Source organism: Streptomyces torulosus (genome assembly GCF_001419765.1).
Taxonomy (GTDB): domain Bacteria; phylum Actinomycetota; class Actinomycetes; order Streptomycetales; family Streptomycetaceae; genus Streptomyces; species Streptomyces torulosus.
The window spans coordinates 1-16,574 of the sequence record NZ_LIRK01000072.1 but is presented as its reverse complement, the minus strand read 5'-3'; the positions used below and the strand labels follow the sequence as shown (position 1 = coordinate 16,574).

Annotated in this window: 16 protein-coding genes and 1 tRNA gene; 8 read left to right on the top strand and 9 right to left on the bottom strand. The window is 71.2% G+C overall.

What is annotated here, in order from left to right:
• Positions 1 to 467 (top strand): MerR family transcriptional regulator (locus AOK23_RS06330; protein WP_476718298.1); only part of this gene is annotated, 467 nt, incomplete at its 5' end.
• 69 nt (positions 468 to 536) lie between these two features.
• On the opposite strand, the gene AOK23_RS06325 is transcribed toward AOK23_RS06330, so the two are convergent.
• On the bottom strand, positions 537 to 1,361 hold the full coding sequence (locus tag AOK23_RS06325; RefSeq protein ID WP_107102736.1) for an exodeoxyribonuclease III: 825 nt from the start codon (positions 1,359 to 1,361) through the stop codon (positions 537 to 539).
• Positions 1,362 to 1,431: 70 nt separating this feature from the next.
• Between AOK23_RS06325 and AOK23_RS06320 the strand changes: the two genes are divergently transcribed.
• Positions 1,432 to 1,908, top strand: a complete 477-nt coding sequence (locus AOK23_RS06320) for a GNAT family N-acetyltransferase (protein WP_055711749.1) — start codon at positions 1,432 to 1,434, stop codon at positions 1,906 to 1,908.
• A 71-nt stretch (positions 1,909 to 1,979) separates the two neighbouring features.
• A complete protein-coding gene (locus AOK23_RS06315) occupies positions 1,980 to 2,372 on the top strand; it encodes a hypothetical protein (protein ID WP_055711748.1) in 393 nt (130 codons plus the stop codon).
• Between the two features lie 50 nt (positions 2,373 to 2,422).
• On the opposite strand, the gene AOK23_RS06310 is transcribed toward AOK23_RS06315, so the two are convergent.
• The 7 genes from AOK23_RS06310 to galU all read right to left on the bottom strand — a co-directional run bounded on the left by AOK23_RS06310 (position 2,423) and on the right by galU (position 8,327).
• Positions 2,423 to 2,496: transfer RNA gene (locus AOK23_RS06310), tRNA-Ala, on the bottom strand.
• A 124-nt stretch (positions 2,497 to 2,620) separates the two neighbouring features.
• Positions 2,621 to 3,979, bottom strand: coding sequence for a divisome protein SepX/GlpR (gene sepX, locus AOK23_RS06305; RefSeq protein ID WP_055711747.1), 1,359 nt, complete (start codon positions 3,977 to 3,979; stop codon positions 2,621 to 2,623).
• 222 nt (positions 3,980 to 4,201) lie between these two features.
• Positions 4,202 to 4,840, bottom strand: coding sequence for a GNAT family N-acetyltransferase (locus tag AOK23_RS06300; protein ID WP_079049329.1), 639 nt, complete (start codon positions 4,838 to 4,840; stop codon positions 4,202 to 4,204).
• Positions 4,841 to 4,860: 20 nt separating this feature from the next.
• Entirely contained in the window at positions 4,861 to 5,487 is a 627-nt protein-coding gene (locus AOK23_RS06295; protein WP_240496282.1) for a MogA/MoaB family molybdenum cofactor biosynthesis protein, read from the bottom strand.
• Positions 5,484 to 5,966, bottom strand: a complete 483-nt coding sequence (gene moaC / locus AOK23_RS06290) for a cyclic pyranopterin monophosphate synthase MoaC (RefSeq protein WP_055539637.1) — start codon at positions 5,964 to 5,966, stop codon at positions 5,484 to 5,486. The genes AOK23_RS06295 and moaC overlap by 4 nt, the downstream gene beginning before the upstream one ends.
• 130 nt (positions 5,967 to 6,096) lie before the next feature.
• Complete coding sequence (gene glp, locus AOK23_RS06285; protein ID WP_055711746.1) at positions 6,097 to 7,419, bottom strand: molybdotransferase-like divisome protein Glp; 1,323 nt, start codon at positions 7,417 to 7,419, stop codon at positions 6,097 to 6,099.
• A 5-nt stretch (positions 7,420 to 7,424) separates the two neighbouring features.
• Positions 7,425 to 8,327 carry a UTP--glucose-1-phosphate uridylyltransferase GalU gene (galU, locus tag AOK23_RS06280; RefSeq protein ID WP_055711745.1) on the bottom strand — a complete coding sequence of 301 codons (903 nt, stop codon included), beginning with the start codon at positions 8,325 to 8,327 and terminating at the stop codon, positions 7,425 to 7,427.
• A gap of 102 nt (positions 8,328 to 8,429) precedes the next feature.
• Between galU and AOK23_RS06275 the strand changes: the two genes are divergently transcribed.
• Positions 8,430 to 9,038, top strand: a complete 609-nt coding sequence (locus AOK23_RS06275) for a 5-formyltetrahydrofolate cyclo-ligase (protein WP_079049328.1) — start codon at positions 8,430 to 8,432, stop codon at positions 9,036 to 9,038.
• Between the two features lie 68 nt (positions 9,039 to 9,106).
• Here AOK23_RS06275 and AOK23_RS06270 read toward each other — a convergent pair whose 3' ends face one another.
• Positions 9,107 to 11,935 (bottom strand): penicillin acylase family protein, encoded by a 2,829-nt coding sequence (locus tag AOK23_RS06270; protein WP_055711743.1) that lies wholly within the window; start codon positions 11,933 to 11,935, stop codon positions 9,107 to 9,109.
• 233 nt (positions 11,936 to 12,168) lie between these two features.
• Between AOK23_RS06270 and AOK23_RS06265 the strand changes: the two genes are divergently transcribed.
• The 4 genes from AOK23_RS06265 to AOK23_RS06255 form a co-directional block, all read left to right on the top strand.
• Positions 12,169 to 13,770 (top strand): potassium/proton antiporter, encoded by a 1,602-nt coding sequence (locus tag AOK23_RS06265; protein ID WP_240496281.1) that lies wholly within the window; start codon positions 12,169 to 12,171, stop codon positions 13,768 to 13,770.
• A 298-nt stretch (positions 13,771 to 14,068) separates the two neighbouring features.
• Positions 14,069 to 15,340: an MFS transporter gene (locus AOK23_RS06260; protein ID WP_055711742.1), complete on the top strand. Its 1,272-nt coding sequence runs from the start codon at positions 14,069 to 14,071 to the stop codon at positions 15,338 to 15,340.
• A gap of 69 nt (positions 15,341 to 15,409) precedes the next feature.
• Positions 15,410 to 15,736 carry an FmdB family zinc ribbon protein gene (locus AOK23_RS44545; protein ID WP_079049327.1) on the top strand — a complete coding sequence of 109 codons (327 nt, stop codon included), beginning with the start codon at positions 15,410 to 15,412 and terminating at the stop codon, positions 15,734 to 15,736.
• An 87-nt stretch (positions 15,737 to 15,823) separates the two neighbouring features.
• The coding region (locus AOK23_RS06255) for an S-methyl-5'-thioadenosine phosphorylase (RefSeq protein WP_240496280.1) at positions 15,824 to 16,574 on the top strand (751 nt) is incomplete at its 3' end.

The following is a 16,574-nucleotide window of genomic DNA, read 5'->3' as shown; positions in this document are numbered from 1 at the left end:
TCGGTGGGTGCGCCGAGGCCCAGCAGTTCGCCCACGTCGCGGCCCTGGTCGAAGGCCTCGGCGCACCCACCGAGGAGACCCCGGTCCGCCTCACCCCCGAGGCCCTCGCCGACCACTTCGGCGACCAGGCGACCCCCGAGAACCTCTCCGCGGCCCTGGACCTCGGGTACCTCGCCACCGACGGCGGCGAGATCGTCCACATCAGCCGCCGCCTCCTCGACGTCTCCGCGGCCCTGGTACGCGAGGGCATCCCCCTGGCCGACGTCCTCGCCACCGGCCGCCAGGTCCGCACCCACGCCGAGGCCCTGGCCACCCTCTTCACCGACCTCATCCTCAACCACCCCGACCACACCCCCGAGGACCTCGAACGCCTCCGCCCCCTGGCGAAGAGCGTGGCGGAGGCAGAACTGTCGATGGCCCTGGACCGACGCCTGCGGCAGGCCGGCCGGGAGGACGAGCAGGCGTAGCCGGGGCCGACCGCGCGGCCGCCCGGAGCGAGTGCGGCCGGAGCAGGCCGTGAAGCCGCCCTCGGCCGGTCAGAGGTCGTAGACGACGGTCACCGGGGCGTGGTCCGACCACCGCTCCGCGTGCGTGGCGGCCCGCTCCACGAGCCCCTTGACCGCCTTTCCGGCGAGCCGTGCGGTGGCCGCGTGGTAGTCGATGCGCCATCCGCTGTCGTTGTCGAAAGCCCTCCCCCGGTACGACCACCAGGTGTACGGCCCCTCGACGTCGGGGTGCAGGGCGCGCACGACGTCGACGTAGCCGCCGTCGGTCTCGTCGAAGACGCGGCTGAGCCAGGCGCGCTCCTCCGGGAGGAACCCGGAGTTCTTGATGTTGCCGCGCCAGTTCTTGAGGTCGGCCTCGCGGTGGGCGATGTTCCAGTCGCCGCACACGACGACCTCACGCCCGTCGGCGGCGGCCCGCTCGCGCAGTTCCTTCAGATAGGGGAGGAACTCCCCCATGAACCGGACCTTCTCGTCCTGCCGCTCGGTCCCGACCTCACCGGAGGGCAGATAGAGGCTGGCCACGGTGACGCCGGGCAGGTCGGCCTCGACATAGCGTCCGGTGCCGTCGAACTCGGCCGATCCGAACCCCACCCGCACCCGGTCGGGTTCACGCCGGCTGTACAGCGACACCCCCGCGCGCCCCTTGGCGGCGGCCGGCGCGTGCACGACGTACCACCCGTCGGGCTCCCGCACCGCCTCGGGCAGCTGCCCGGGCTCGGCCCGCACCTCCTGGAGGCACAGCACGTCCGCGGAGGTCTCGCCGAGCCACTCCACGAAGCCCTTCTTCGCGGCGGCCCGAAGCCCGTTCACATTCACAGAGGTCACAGTGAGCACCGCTGCACGATACCCGTACATTGGACTGTGTCCAGATTCCGACGAGCCCGCTCACCTTCCCCGAGACATGCATAGTTGTACGATTCACGACATGATTATCCGCCCCGCACGCTTCGACCACCCCGACGCCGTCAAGCTGAACGACGAGGTCCAGGCCGAGTACGCCGTCCGCTACGGCGACGGCGGGGACGCCACCCATGTCGACCCCGCACACTTCATGCCACCGGTCGGGCTGTATCTGATCGCCTACGACGGCCAGGACAGACCGGTCGCGACGGGCGGCTGGCGCTCCCAGGACGCGAGCGACGAGGGCTACCTGGACGGGGACGCCGAGATCAAGCGCATGTATGTCACCCCGGCCGCCCGCGGCCTGGGCCTGGCCCGCCGCATCCTGACCCAGCTGGAGACCGACGCCCGCGCGGCCGGCCGTACGCGCATGGTCCTCGAAACGGGCACGAAGCAGCCCGAGGCCGTCGCCCTCTACGCCTCCAGCGGCTACGAGCCCTGCGCCAAGTTCGGCTACTACCGCTTCCACGAACTGAGCCTCTGCTTCGCGAAGCCGCTCTGAACCGACGCGCGCAGCGGTGCGGCTTGAAAATCCCCATGCCGCCGCCACCTCCCGCCCCCTACCGTGACCCCGTGAAAGAGAACCGCCGCCTGCGTCGCATGGTCGTGGGTGACACCACCTGGCTCTGGACGGTCCGCCGACGTTCCCACCGCGCTCACGGCCACTGCCGGCTGAAGCTCACGCTCTACCCGGAGGGTCCCGGGCGCCGCCGCCTGGTCCTGGTCTTCGCGCCGGCCGAGAACCGGGTCGTCTCCAGCTGCTACTTCGCGGCCGGCGACCTGGTCCGCCTCCCGGACCACACCTGGCTCAACCTCTACGAACCCGCCACGGTCCGCCGCCTCCTGGACGCCGCGGCCCCCGCCCTGGACCACTCCCCGTCCGCCCACACGGTCGAACTGGACGGCTGGCCCTACTTCGACACGATCACCGCCCCGACGGCCGCCGCTCCGACGACAACCGTCTGACAACACGTCAGAGCCCCCAGTGGTGATACCACTGGGGGCTCTGAGCTGCGTGGACCTGAGGGGATTTGAACCCCTGGCCCCCTCGATGCGAACGAGGTGCGCTACCGGACTGCGCCACAGGCCCTTGCAACGAGTGAAACTCTAGCATCCCCATCCGGCTGCTTGGAAATCCGTTCCGGGTGGGCCGCCGATCCGCTTCCGGCCGGCTCGTGGCTGGTCAGGGAGCGGGCGGACCAGGGAGCGGGGAGTCACTCGTTGGCCGCCCGGGGGCGGTCGCCGTCCTCGTACTGGTCGAAGAGCGGTGTGCGGCCCCGCTCGCGGGAGCGGCGCGCGGACGCGGCGCGGCGGGCGTCGGAGCGGCCGCCGTCGGGGGTGTCCGCGGCCTCGGGCGGCCCGGCACCGGCAGGGTCCTCCTCAGCGGCGGACTCCGACTCCGCCTCCCGCGCGCCGGCGTGCGGGTCGGCCGCGCTGGAGCGCGCGGAGCTCCACGCGTCCGGTGCACCGAGGTCGACCCCGGAGGTGGCCCGGGGGGCGACCGGCGCGGTCACGTAGGTGGGGAGCGGAACGGGGACCGGGTCCCAGCTCTCGCCCTGGCCGGGCTTGCGCTGGCGCTCGCGCTGCTGGTCGATCCACTCGGCGTGGTCGGTCTGCTCGACGAGGGCCCGACGGTCGGCCGCGAGGGCGTTCAGGTCCGGCCTGGTCTCCTCGTTCTCTGGCCCGTCCTCCGGCTCGTCGGCGTCCACCGCTTCGGTCACCGGCCGCCGCCTGGGCTGCCGCTCCCGCAGTTGCTGCGCCGCCACCTCGGCCCGCCTGCGGTCCATGACGTACGCGAACCGCTTCCGCTCCTGGCGGCGCAGGTGCGCGATGTACCCGCTCAGCAGCACCGCGGGGACGGCGGGCGCCCACAGGAAGGCGAGTCCGCCGACCGCGGCGACCACCGCACCAAGGGTGAAGGCGAGGAAGAGCATCACGGTCGTACGCCGCCGGCGTGCGAGCACCTTCGTGCGCCGGGCCCGTGCCAGGGCCTCCGCCGAGGCCGCCTTGCGCGCGGCCGCCTTCCGCTGGCCCGACGGCGAGGAAGAGGGTGACGAAGAGGGCGAGGCGGCTGCCGCGGACTTCGCGCGGGCGGCGCCCTGCATCCCGGCCGCGCCCTGCACCCCGGCCGAGGCCTGCGCGGCCATCGGCTTGCCCGCGCCGGCCTGCTGGGGCATCGGCTTGCCCTGCGGGCCGGACTTGCCCTGGGGCGCCGGTTTCCCGGGCTGCTGCTGCGCCTGCTTCGGGTGCTGCGGTGACTCACCCCGCTCCACGGGGAGTTGGGCCTTCGTGTGCGCCCGGTGCGGGGGCATGGCGAAGGCCCGGACGTCCACCGAGTCGGTGACGGCGTCCGGATCGGCGTCGGGCTCCCCCTCGTCGGTGGAGCGCGCCCGCAGGTCCTTGGCGTATCGGCGCTCCATGCCCGCCCGTCCGGAAAGCAGCCGGATGGCGGTGCTGAAGCGTTCCGTCGGACGGGCTTCGTTCAGCTCGTCCTGCCTACGGAGCCACATCGGCACCAAGTAGGCGGCCCAGGCCCCGACGATGACTGCGTAGATGAGGCCGCTGCTGCTCACGCTCACACCGTAGAGGGGTTTGCGTGGGGCCATCTGCCAATTGGGCCGGTGTGTCGCACGATCTGGCTGATATTTCGAGCTTTTTTTGTGACCGATCCGATCAGCTGGCCACCGAGAGCGGGAATTTCACGCATCGAGAGCGAATCGAGTACGCACCGAGAACGCTTCGACTCGTTCAACTCGATCGCAGGTCGATCAGCTTTCTTCGAACATATATTTCATTTATTGAGCCGGTCCCGGCTGGCCCGCGTCGGATCCGGCGTTGCGCCCGTGCCGTGCCCGTTCGCGCTGCCAACGGCCGAGCAGCCCCTCGGGGACCTCTTCCGCGGTGAGGGCGAAGACCAGATGATCACGCCAGGCACCGTCGATGTGAAGATATCGTGGACGAAGACCTTCCTCGCGGAATCCGAGTTTCTCCACGACCCGTCGGCTGGGCCGGTTCTCGGGGCGAATACAGACCTCGATGCGGTGCAGTCCGACGGTTCTGAAGCAGTGGTCGACGACGAGCGCCACCGACGTCGGCATGACCCCGCGCCCGGCCACCGACTCGTCGATCCAGTAGCCGACGTGCCCGGAGCACATCGAGCCCCAGGTGATCCCCGCGACCGTCAACTGCCCGACGAGCCGCCCCTGGTACTCGATGACGAACGGGAGCATCCGGCCCGCGTTCGCCTCCGCCCGTAGATGGCGGACCATCTGACGGTACGTCGGCCGGTGCGCGATGGGTCCGCTCGGTGTGGGCGGCGGGATGGTCGCCTCCCAGGGGCGCAGCCAGTCCCGGTTGCGCCGGTTGACCTCGCGCCAGGCCCGCTGGTCGCGCATCCTTATGGGCCGGAGGACCACATCGCCGTCCACCAGCACTACGGGCCAGGATGGGCTGTTCAGCTCGCACCCCCATGGGGTCCGGAGGGTCGCTCGTGGTCCCCGCCGCGGATCTGGTCGACGGCGTGGGTCAGCAGTGGTTCCAGGACGGCCAGACCGTCCCGTACGCCGCCGGTGGAGCCCGGCAGGTTGACGATCAGGGTGCGGCCGGCGACTCCGGCGAGGCCCCGGGAGAGCGCCGCCGTGGGCACCTTGTCCCGGCCGTACGCCCGGATCGCCTCGGGAATGCCGGGCACCTCGTGGTCGAGGACCGCGCGGGTCGCCTCGGGGGTGCGGTCGGTGGGCGAGACGCCCGTGCCGCCGGTCGTCACGATCACGTCGTACCCGGCGTCCACGCCCGCGCGCAGCGCCGCCTCCACGGGGTCGCCGTCGGGCACCACCTGCGGCCCCTCCACGGCGAACCCGAACCGCGCCAGCCCCTCCGCGATCAGCGGCCCGCCCTTGTCCTCGTAGACCCCGGCGGAGGCCCGGTTGGAGGCGGTCACGACGAGCGCGCGGTACGCGGCGCCTGCGCCCTCGGCGGAGGCGGCATCCGGGGCCGACGGGTGTGCGGCGTCCCCGGCCGAATCGTGCGCGGCCGACCCGTGCGGGGCGGGGTCCGGCGCCGGGTGCGGGGTGTCCCTCATGACCGGCTCCAGTCGCCCGACTTGCCGCCCGTCTTCTCCTCGACGCGCACGTCCGTGATGACCGCGGCCTTGTCGACGGCCTTGACCATGTCGATCACGGTGAGCGCGGCGACGGAGACGGCGGTGAGGGCCTCCATCTCGACGCCCGTGCGGTCCGTGGTCTTGACCGTGGCCAGGATCTCGACCGCGTCGTCCGCGACCGACAGATCGAGCTTGACACCGGACACCGACAGCGGGTGGCAGAGCGGGATGAGATCAGGGGTGCGCTTGGCGCCCATGATCCCGGCGATACGCGCGGTGGCGAGGGCGTCGCCCTTGGGGACGCCCTCGCCGCGCAGCAGTTCGACCACCTTCGGTGAGACCAGGACCCGGCCGCTGGCGCGGGCGGTGCGCGCGGTCACGTCCTTCCCTGAGACGTCGACCATGCGCGCGGCGCCCGCCTCGTCGATGTGGGTCAGTCGGTCCTGCGGCGTACTCATGGTGGTGTGGCGCTCCCGGTCGGGGCCCGTCGCGGTGCGGCGCGCGGCCTGTTGTGCGCGACACGGTACGCCACCCTCGGCGGTTCGGCCGAGCAGGACCGCTGCGGCCGCGGATCGCCTCCGCGGGACCTCAGCCCAGCAGGACGACCTCGACCTCCGTGCCGGGCTCGACGGACTCGGTGTCCTCGGGGATCACGATCAGCGCGTCGGCCTGCGCCAGGGCCGCGACCAGGTGCGATCCGGCGCCCCCGACGGGGGTGACCTGCCCGTCGGCGTAGGTCCCGCGCAGGAACTGGCGGCGCCCGGCGGGCGAGGTCAGCGCCTTGGGTGCCTGGAGGGTCGCCGTGGTCGTCGGACGGTGGACGTCCTCCAGGCCCATCAGGGTGCGGATGGCGGGCCGGACGAACAGTTCGAAGGAGACGTACGACGACACCGGGTTGCCCGGAAGGGCGAGCAGCGGGGTGTGGTCGGGGCCGATGGTGCCGAAGCCCTGGGGCTTGCCGGGCTGCATGGCGAGCTTGCGGAACTCGATGCCGGCGCCCTCCTCGTCCTCGTCGGCGACGGACTCCAGGGCTTCCTTGACGACGTCGTACGCCCCGACGCTGACGCCGCCGGTGGTGACGACGAGGTCGGCGCGGACGAGCTGGTCGTCGATGGTGGAGCGGAGGGTCTCGGCGTCGTCGGCGACGGCGCCCACGCGGTAGGCGATGGCGCCGGCGTCGCGGGCGGCGGCGGTGAGGGCGAAGCTGTTGGAGTCGTAGATCTGACCGGTGCCCAACTGCTCGCCCGGCGGGATCAGTTCGCTGCCGGTGGAGAGCACCACCACGCGCGGGCGCGGGCGTACGCGGACCGACGCCCGGCCGATGGAGGCGAGCAGCCCGAGCTGCGGCGGGCCGAGGACGGTGCCCGCGGCGAGGGCGCGCTCCCCCGCCTTCACGTCGCTGCCCTTCGCGCGTACGTGCGCGCGTGCCTCGGCGCCTCGGTGCACGGCGACCTGGCCGGTGGCGTCGTCGGGGCTCGCGCTGCGGGCGCGCATCCCGGAGACGGGGCCCTCGCCGAGGCCGCCGTCGGTCCACTCCACGGGGACGACGGTCTCGGCGCCGGGCGGCAGGGGAGCGCCGGTCATGATGCGGGCGGCCTCGCCGGGCCCCACGTGGGGCTGCTCGGCCGCGCCCGCCGCCACGTCCCCGACGACCGTGAGCACGGCCGGGAACTCCTCGCTCGCGCCCGCGACGTCCGCGACCCGCACCGCGTACCCGTCCATGGAGCTGTTGTCGAACGGCGGCAGCGACACCGGCACCGTGACGTCCTCGACCAGGACGCAGCCCTGGGCGTCGAGGAGCTGCAGCTCGATGGGTTCCAGGGGGTGGACGGTGGCGAGGACGTCCTCCAGGTGCTCGGTCACCGACCACAGGTGGTCCCGGTCGGTGGCGCGGGTCGCGGCGCTGCTCAAAGTGGCTACATCTCCTCGGCTACGAAACTGCGGAGCCAGGTCCGGAAGTCCGGGCCCAGGTCTTCACGTTCGCACGCGAGTCTGACAATGGCACGCAGATAGTCGCCACGGTCCCCGGTGTCATAGCGGCGGCCCTTGAAGACCACGCCGTGCACGGGGCCGCCGACCTTCTCGTCCGCGGCGAGCTGCTGGAGGGCGTCGGTGAGCTGGATCTCGCCGCCGCGGCCCGGCTCCGTCTTGCGCAGGACGTCGAAGATCTGCGGGGCGAGGACATAGCGGCCGATGATCGCGTAGTTCGACGGGGCGTCGGCCGGGTCGGGCTTCTCGACCATGCCCGTCACCTTGACGACGTCGCCGGCCTCGGTGCTCTCGACGGCGGCGCAGCCGTAGAGGTGGATCTGCTCGGGGGCGACCTCCATGAGCGCGATGACGCTGCCGCCGTGCTGTTCCTGGACCTCGACCATGCGCTGGAGGAGCGGGTCGCGGGGGTCGATCAGGTCGTCGCCGAGGAGGACCGCGAAGGGCTCGTTGCCCACGTGGGGGGCGGCGCACAGGACGGCGTGGCCGAGGCCCCTGGGGTCGCCCTGGCGGACGTAGTGGATGGTCGCGAGGTCGCTGGACTCCTGGACCTTGGCGAGCTTGCCGCCGTCGCCCTTCCTCTCCAGGGCCGACTCGAGCTCGTGGTTGCGGTCGAAGTGGTCCTCTAGGGGACGCTTGTTGCGTCCGGTGATCATCAGGACGTCGTCGAGCCCTGCCGCCGCGGCCTCTTCGACCACGTACTGGATCGCGGGCTTGTCCACGACCGGCAGCATCTCCTTGGGAGTGGCTTTGGTGGCCGGGAGAAAGCGAGTACCGAGACCCGCGGCGGGAATGACAGCCTTACTGATCCTGGGGTTCGCCTCAGTCATGTCCGCAACCATATCCGGTGCCTTTAGGAAGATTCTGTGGCTCCGGTTAATTCGCTCTCATATGAGCAGATTAGAAGGGTACTGGGGCAACCTGTGAGTCAGATGGGTCGCGAAGCGGAGCCTCCCAAGCGAACGTTGCGCACAGAGTTCCTCGCGGTGAGGAACGGGTTGACGGACGATGACGTGAGGAAAACGGCGGACGCCCTGGCCGGCCGGGCCCTCGATCTGCCCGAACTGGCGCAGGCGCGCACGGTCGCGGCGTATGTGTCGGTGGGGCGCGAACCGGGCACCCTCGCGCTCCTCGACGCGCTCCGCGCGCGCGGGGTACGCGTCCTGCTGCCGGCCCTCCTCCCGGACAACGACCTCGACTGGGGTGTGTACGAGGGAGAGGGCTCCCTCGCGCGCGTGCGGCACGGCGGCGGTCGGATGGCCCTCCTGGAGCCCACCGGCGAGCACCTCGGCCCCGACGCGGTGACCGCCGCCGATGTCGTCCTCCTGCCCGGGCTCGCCGTGGACGCGCGCGGGATGCGGCTGGGCAGGGGCGGCGGTTCGTACGACCGTGTCCTCGCCCGCCTGGAGCGCGCGGGAGCCGATCCGGCGCTGGTGGTGCTGCTGTACGACACGGAGGTCGTGGACCGGGTCCCCGAGGAACCGCACGACCGCCCGGTGCACGCGGCGGTGACCCCTTCGGGGGTGCGCCGCTTCCGGTGACCTGACGCGAAGAAGCGGCCCCCACGCGTGCGTGGGGGCCGCTTCTTCTGTTCCGCTCGGTCAGCCGGTCACGGCTTCAGCAGCAGCGTGTCGCTCGTGCTCTCCTGGACCGCCTTGTTCGAGAAGGACCACGTGAGCAGCTCGCCCTTGACCCACTTGCCGGTCTGGTCCGTGTAGTGCGCGTTGTACGCGTGGCCGGACGCACCGGTGAGGTTGATCCACTTGGACTTGTCGAGGTCCCCGAGGTTCACGATCATCCGCATCGACGGCACCCACACGACCTCGTAGCCGCCGGCCGCGTTCCAGCCGGTGGCGTTGACCGTGGCCTCGCCACCGCCGAGCTTCCAGGGGCCTCGGTTGAGCATGTACTTCACGAAGCCGGGGCCCTCGGTGCCGAGCGTCTGGTTCTTCAGGAACAGGCGGTGCAGCCGGCCCCAGCTCCAGGTGTCGATGTCCTTGCCGAGCTTGGCGGTCAGCTCCCAGCGGGCGTCGCGCATGGCCCGGGCGAACAGCTCGTCACGGGTGTCGACGGCGTCCTGGTTGCGCAGCGCCGGCGTGGACCACCAGGCGTTGTCCTGGTCGTCGATGATCCGGCGGACCACCTCGAACCAGCGGTCGCCGCCGTCCGGCTGCGCCTGGTCGGCGTCGCGCTTGCCGCACTCGCGCACCCGGCGGTCCTCGTCGGCGGGACCGGTGCTGTCGACCGGCTCGACCGACAGGCACTGGCCCTTGACCCGCAGCTCCTTGGGCAGCTTGTTGCCGAAGGCGAGCTTGAGGATGTTGCGCCAGACCGAGTTGAAGTACGCGGCGGCGGCCGAGTCGGCGTCCTGGGTGTAGTCCCAGCCCTCCAGGAGCTTCTGCGCCTCCCGGATGTGCTTGTCCTTGACGTCGATCTTCAGCAGCAGCGGGACGAGCAGCTTGGCGATCTCGCTGCTGTTGTCCATCTGCATCTGGCGCATGTCCTCGGTGGAGATCTTCCCGCCGCCCTTGATCTTCGACTCGATCAGGCTGGTGAGGCGCTGCGCGCGCGTGCCGTAGCCCCAGTCGGTGGTGAGGGTGTAGGGGTACTTCTCGTCGACGACGGCCTGGTTGGCGGTGACGATGTAGCCGCGGTCCGGGTCGTACTCGTAGGGCAGTTCGTCCTGGTCGACGTAGCCGTTCCAGCGGTACCTGGTGTCCCAGCCCGGTGCGGGGATCGAGCCGTCGCCCTTGCCGCGGGTGGGGATCTTGCCGGGCAGCTGGTAGCCGATGTGGCCCTTGGTGTCGGCGTAGATCAGGTTCTGCGAGGGCACGTCGAACAGGGCGGCGGCCTTGCGGAAGCCGTTCCAGTCGGCGGCCCTGTTCATCGCGAAGAGGGCGTCCATGGTGGTGCCGGGCTCCAGCGCGGTCCAGCGCAGGGCGATGCCGTAGCCGTCGCCGCGGTCGGGGGCGTCCCGGTCGACGGTGGCCTTCTTACCGACCTGGACGAGTTCGTTGCTGCGGTCGGACAGCAGGGGCCCGTTGTTGGTGGTGCGGACGACGATCTTCTTGTCGGAGCCGCCGGCGACCTGGATGGTCTCCTCGCGGGACTCGAACGGCAGCACCTTGCTGCCGTACTGGTAGCCGTCGCCGGTGAGCTTCTCCAGGTACAGGTCGGTGACGTCGACGCCGGAGTTGGTCATGCCCCAGGAGATGTCCCGGTTGTGGCCGATGACCACGCCGGGCATCCCGGCGAAGGTGTAGCCGGCGACGTCGTACTGGCACTTCTGGGAGACCGACTTACAGTGCAGGCCCATCTGGTACCAGACGGAGGGCAGCGAGGCCGACAGGTGCGGGTCGTTGGCGAGCAGGGGCTTGCCGGTGATGGTGTGGCTGCCGGCGACGACCCAGGAGTTGGAGCCGATGCCGTTGCCGTTCACGCCGACGGCCTCGGGCAGGTCCTCCAGGACGTCGTAGAGGCCCGTCAGCTGGGTCTGGAGGGCCGAGGAGTCGGAGGAGGCACCCGCGGTGCCCGTGCCGGTCCCGGTGCCCGTGCCCGTGCCGCCGGTGTTCGTGCCCGTGCCGCCCGTGCCGGTACCCGTTCCGCCCGTGCCCTGCGTGGCGCCGCCGGCGTTCTGCGAGGTGCCCGAGCCGTCGGTCCAGGTCTTGGTGAGCTCGTCGTACGTGCCCTCCTGGACGATCGCCTTGTTGCGGTCGTACGGGTACTGCGGGTACAGGTCGGCGATCTGCTTGGGGCCGAGGCGGCTGGTCATCAGGGCCCGGTCGATCTCGTCCTGCATGTTGCCGCGCAGGTCCCAGGCCATGGCCTTCAGCCAGGCCAGGGAGTCGATCGGGGTCCACTCCTCGGGCTTGTAGTCGTTGGCGAAGCCGAGGGCCGCGTACTCCAGGGAGATCTCCTCGCCGTCCTTGCCGGCGAGGTAGGCGTTGACCCCCTTGGCGTACGCGTCGAGGTACTTCTTCGTCTCGGCCGAGATCGTGGACTTGTACTCCTCCTCGGCGACGCGGTGCCAGCCGAGGGTGCGCAGGAACTCGTCGTTGTCGACCTGGCCCTCGCCGAACATCTCCGAGAGGCGGCCGGCCGTCATGTGGCGGCGCACGTCCATCTCGTAGAACCTGTCCTGTGCCTGGACGTAGCCCTGCGCCATGAACAGGTCCTCGTCGGAGGAGGCGTAGACCTGCGGGATCCCGTAGCCGTCGCGCTTGACGTCGACCGGGCCGGACAGGCCCTCCAGGGTTATGGAGCCCTTGGTCTGCGGGAACGAGGCGCGGACCGTGCTGATGGACCAGAACGCCCCGAAGCCGACGCCGCCGATGAGGGCCAGAACCAGGACGATCAGGAGAAGGCGTACTTTGCGCCCCTTTTTCCTGCCGGACTTGCCGGACTGCTGGCCGGAGGAGGCGGTGGTGTTGGGGGGCATCGCTGTCCTTGCTGTCCTAACACGAGCGGCAGGTCGGGCTGTGCTTTGTACTGAACGCTGGAGCAACCATAGGCGCAGGGCCCGACACGACTTGACGCGGAGTCGGGAACTGGCACAGACGGACGTTCGATCATGCACCCGCAAGCGTCAAGAAATCGTCAAGAGTTAGGTAAGGTAACGAAGTACTTGCACTGAAGTAACCCCGACAGCACGGTTCCCGTGATCGGCTTCGTATGCCCTCACGCGCACGTGCCCGCTTCAGGTGCTCGGCAGCCCACCACCTGGAACCACGTGCGGTTCGGCGAGAAAGGTACGACCCTCTGACTGTCCATGACCTCAACCAGCTCCTGCTCGTCTGCTCGCTCGTCCTCCTGGTCGCGGTGGCCGCGGTCCGGATCTCGTCGCGCAGCGGGCTCCCCAGCCTGCTCGTCTACCTCGGCATCGGCATCGCCATGGGTCAGGACGGCGTCGGGGACATCCACTTCGACAACGCCGAACTGACCCAGGTCATCGGCTACGCGGCCCTCGTCGTCATCCTGGCGGAGGGCGGCCTCGGCACGAAGTGGAAGGAGATCAAGCCGGCCCTGCCGGCCGCCAGCTCACTGGCGCTGGTCGGGGTCGCGGTGAGCGTCGGGGTCACGGCCGCGGGTGCGCACTACCTGATCGGACTGGAGTGGCGGCAGGCGCTCATCATCGGCGCGGTGGTGTCCTCCACGGACGCGGCGGCCGTGTTCTCCGTGCTGCGCAAGATCCCCCTCCCCGCGCGCGTGACGGGCACCCTGGAGGCCGAGTCCGGCTTCAACGACGCCCCGGTGGTCATCCTCGTCGCCGCGCTCTCCACGGCCGGACCGGTCGAGCACTGGTACGCCCTGATCGGCGAGATAGCCCTCGAACTGGCGATCGGCGCCGCCATCGGCCTCGCGGTGGGCTGGCTCGGCTCGTGGGGCCTGAGGCATGTGGCCCTGCCCGCCTCCGGTCTCTACCCGATCGCCGTCATGGCCATCGCCGTCGCCGCGTACGCGGCCGGCGCGCTCGCCCACGGCAGCGGCTTCCTCGCCGTCTACCTGGCCTCCATGGTGCTCGGCAACGCCAAGCTGCCGCACTGGCCCGCCACCCGCGGCTTCGCCGAGGGCGTCGGCTGGATCGCCCAGATCGGCATGTTCGTGCTGCTCGGCCTGCTCGTCACCCCGCACGAGATGGGCGACGACATCTGGCCCGCGCTCGTCATCGGCCTCGTGCTCACCATGGTGGCGCGACCGCTGAGCGTCGTCGTGGGCCTGGTGCCGTTCCGGATCCCGTGGCGCGAGCAGGCCCTGCTGTCGTGGGCCGGCCTGCGCGGCGCAGTGCCCATCATCCTCGCGACCATCCCCATGGTGAGCGGCGTCGAGGGCAGCCGCCGGATCTTCAACATCGTCTTCGTGCTGGTCGTGGTCTACACCCTGGTCCAGGGGCCGACCCTGCCCTGGTTGGCCCGCAAGCTGCGGCTGGGCGGCAGCGGTGACGAGGCCGCCGACCTCGGCATCGAATCGGCGCCCCTGGAGCGGCTGCGCGGGCACCTGCTGTCGGTGGCCATCCCGGAGGGGTCCCGTATGCACGGCGTCGAGGTCAACGAGTTGCGGCTGCCCGCGGGCTCGGCCGTCACCCTCGTCGTCCGCGACGGCACGTCCTTCGTACCCCTGCCGACCACCGTGCTGCGCCGCGGGGACGAACTCCTCGTCGTCGCCACCGACCCCGTCCGCGACAGCGCGGAGCGCCGACTGCGGGCCGTCGGCCAGGGCGGCAAGCTCGCCGGATGGCTGGGCACGGGGAACGGCAACGGCGGATCCGGCCGCTGAGAGGATCGACGGCGGGCCGTTAAGGACAGATTTCCAACCGTTCACACCATCGGGATTCGGAGGCCCGGCCGCCGGAAGTGCTCATTTTCACAGGTGAACCGCCCGTTCCCCCTGTACGATGAAGGCGCACTTGATCGGACCAACTCTGTCTGACGCAGAGCTGGCGCGACCGTATGGCGGCCGGATCGCCCCCTTCCGTGGGCGTCGGCATCTACCGCAGTGGCGCAAGAGGACAGCTCTCGGCGCCCGGCCCCGCGACCTGGGGACCGCGCTACCAGGCGGCGGAAAGGCACGGGCCGTGGCATCCACGGTCACCTCGAAGGCGTCCCGCCCGGGATACGGGCAGCTGCTGCGCACCCGCGGCGCGTGGACGTTCCTCCTCCCCGGCTTCGCGGCACGCCAGCCGTTCGCGATGCTGACGCTCTCCCTCGTGCTGCTGGTGCAGCACACCACCGGCTCGTACGGGGCGGCGGGCGCCGTCGCCGCCGTCACCGGTGTCTCCATGGCGCTGTTCGCCCCGTACAGCGGCCGTCTCGCCGACCGCTACGGGCAGCGCGCCGTGCTGCTTCCCGGCATCCTCGTCCACGGCGTGGCGGCCCTCTCCCTGACGGCTCTGGCACTCGCCCACGCCCCCCTGTGGGCGTTGTTCGCCGCCGCCGTGCCGACCGGCGCCTCGGTGCCTCAGGTCGGGCCCATGGTGCGGGCCCGCTGGGGCGTCAAGCTCAAGGGCTCGCCCCTGATGTCGACCGCGGCGGCCTTCGAGTCCGTCACGGACGAGCTGACCTTCGTACTCGGCCCGCTGCTCGCGACCGCGCTCTGCACGGCCGTGCACCCGGCCGCGGGGCTGCTCACCGAGGCCGCGCTCACGCTGGTCGGCGGACTGCTGTTCGCCGCGCAGCGGGGCACGCAGCCCGCGGTCGTACCCGCGTCCCACGCGCGCGTGGAGCACGTCTCCGCGCTGTCGGTCCCGGGTGTCCGCGTCCTGATCGTCGCCTTCCTGGGCATCGGTTCCGTCTTCGGCGGCATGCAGGTCTCGCTCGCCGCCTTCAGCGAGTCGATCGGCGAGCCCGGCATGAACGGCGTCCTGTACGGCGTCTTCGCCACCGGCAACATGCTCTCCGGCATCGTCTGCGGCGCCATCGCCTGGAGGACGACTCCGCGACGGCGCCTGATCGCCGGGTACACGGCCCTCGCGCTCGTGGCCTCCGCCCTGTGGACCGCCGACTCCGTGGCCGTGCTCGCCGCCCTGGGGCTCCTGGTCGGCATGTGCATCGCGCCCGCGCTGATCACCGGCTACACCCTGGTCGAGAGCCTCGTCCCGGCGGGCGCCCGCACGGAGGCGTTCACCTGGCTGACCGGCGCGGTCGCGCTCGGCCAGGCGGCCGCCGTCACGGCCGCCGGACAGCTGGAGGACCGGCTGTGGGGCGGCGCCGGGTTCCTGGTGCCGATGGCCGGTACGGCACTGGCGCTGGTGACCCTGTTGGCGCTGCGTTCACGGCTGGTGGCACGGCCCCGGAGCCGTACCGTCGCGCGTGTCGTCGGTCACCGAGTGCCGGTGACAGTGGACTGATGGCCTTGGAATAGGTCACTATGGATCGTCGTTAGCACTCATCGAGTGAGAGTGCCAGGAGGAAGACCAGTGCCGACGTACCAGTACCAGTGCACCGAATGCGGTGAGGGCCTCGAAGCGGTGCAGAAGTTCACCGACGACGCCCTGACCGAGTGCCCCAGCTGCAACGGCCGCCTCAAGAAGGTGTTCTCCGCGGTCGGCATCGTCTTCAAGGGCTCCGGCTTCTACCGCAACGACAGCCGCGGCTCGTCGTCGAGCAGCAGCCCGGCGTCGTCGAAGTCGTCGTCGTCCTCCTCGGACTCGAAGGCCGCGTCCTCGACGTCGTCGTCCGACGCGAAGTCGTCCTCGGGCTCGTCCTCGACCAGCAGCAGCTCCAGCAGCACCTCCGCCGCGTAGTACGCGCGCGGCGCTTGTTTCCGGGCCCTGCCGTCGTTCGCCGACGGCAGGGTCTTCGGCGTCCGCCCGCCCGGTTAGGGTGCGGGCATGGCGAACACGGAGCAGCTGGGCAACACGGTGGCCACGTCCACGGGCGCGTCGGCGGCCACGTCGACGGGCTCGTCGGCGGCCGACCGGGCGGAGATCGGTGTCATCGGGGGTTCGGGGTTCTACTCCTTCCTCGACGACGTGACCGAGATACAGGTGGACACCCCGTACGGGCCGCCGAGCGACTCACTGTTCCTCGGCGAGATCGCCGGTCGCCGGGTCGCCTTCCTCCCGCGCCACGGCCGCGGTCACCATCTGCCGCCGCACCGCATCAACTACCGCGCCAACCTGTGGGCGCTGCGGTCCGTCGGGGCGCGCCAGGTGCTCGGTCCGTGCGCGGTGGGCGGGCTGCGCCCCGAGTACGGCCCCGGCACGCTCCTGGTGCCGGACCAGCTGGTGGACCGCACGAAGTCCCGGGAGCAGACCTACTTCGACGGTCTGCCCCGGCCCGACGGCACGATCCCCAACGTCGTCCATGTCTCGCTCGCCGACCCGTACTGCCCCGCCGGCCGCAAGGCCGCCCTGGAAGCAGCCCGCGGCCGGGACTGGGAACCGGTGGACGGCGGCACCCTCGTCGTCGTGGAGGGCCCCCGCTTCTCCACCCGCGCCGAGTCCCTCTGGCACCAGGCGCAGGGCTGGTCCGTCGTCGGCATGACCGGCCACCCCGAGGCGATCCTCGCCCGTGAGCTGGAGCTCTGCTACACGTCCCTCACCCTCGTCACCGACCTCGACGCGGGCGCCGAGACCGGCG

Coding starts and splice junctions, on each gene's coding strand:
- AOK23_RS06270 (WP_055711743.1), bottom strand. CDS start 11,935: ATGCCCCCCAACACCACCGCCTCCTCCGGCCAGCAGTCCGGCAAGTCC.
- moaC (WP_055539637.1), bottom strand. CDS start 5,966: ATGAGTACGCCGCAGGACCGACTGACCCACATCGACGAGGCGGGCGCC.
- AOK23_RS06265 (WP_240496281.1), top strand. CDS start 12,169: ATGCCCTCACGCGCACGTGCCCGCTTCAGGTGCTCGGCAGCCCACCAC.
- AOK23_RS06275 (WP_079049328.1), top strand. CDS start 8,430: ATGGGTCGCGAAGCGGAGCCTCCCAAGCGAACGTTGCGCACAGAGTTC.
- galU (WP_055711745.1), bottom strand. CDS start 8,327: ATGACTGAGGCGAACCCCAGGATCAGTAAGGCTGTCATTCCCGCCGCG.
- AOK23_RS06295 (WP_240496282.1), bottom strand. CDS start 5,487: ATGAGGGACACCCCGCACCCGGCGCCGGACCCCGCCCCGCACGGGTCG.
- AOK23_RS06325 (WP_107102736.1), bottom strand. CDS start 1,361: ATGTACGGGTATCGTGCAGCGGTGCTCACTGTGACCTCTGTGAATGTG.
- AOK23_RS06320 (WP_055711749.1), top strand. CDS start 1,432: ATGATTATCCGCCCCGCACGCTTCGACCACCCCGACGCCGTCAAGCTG.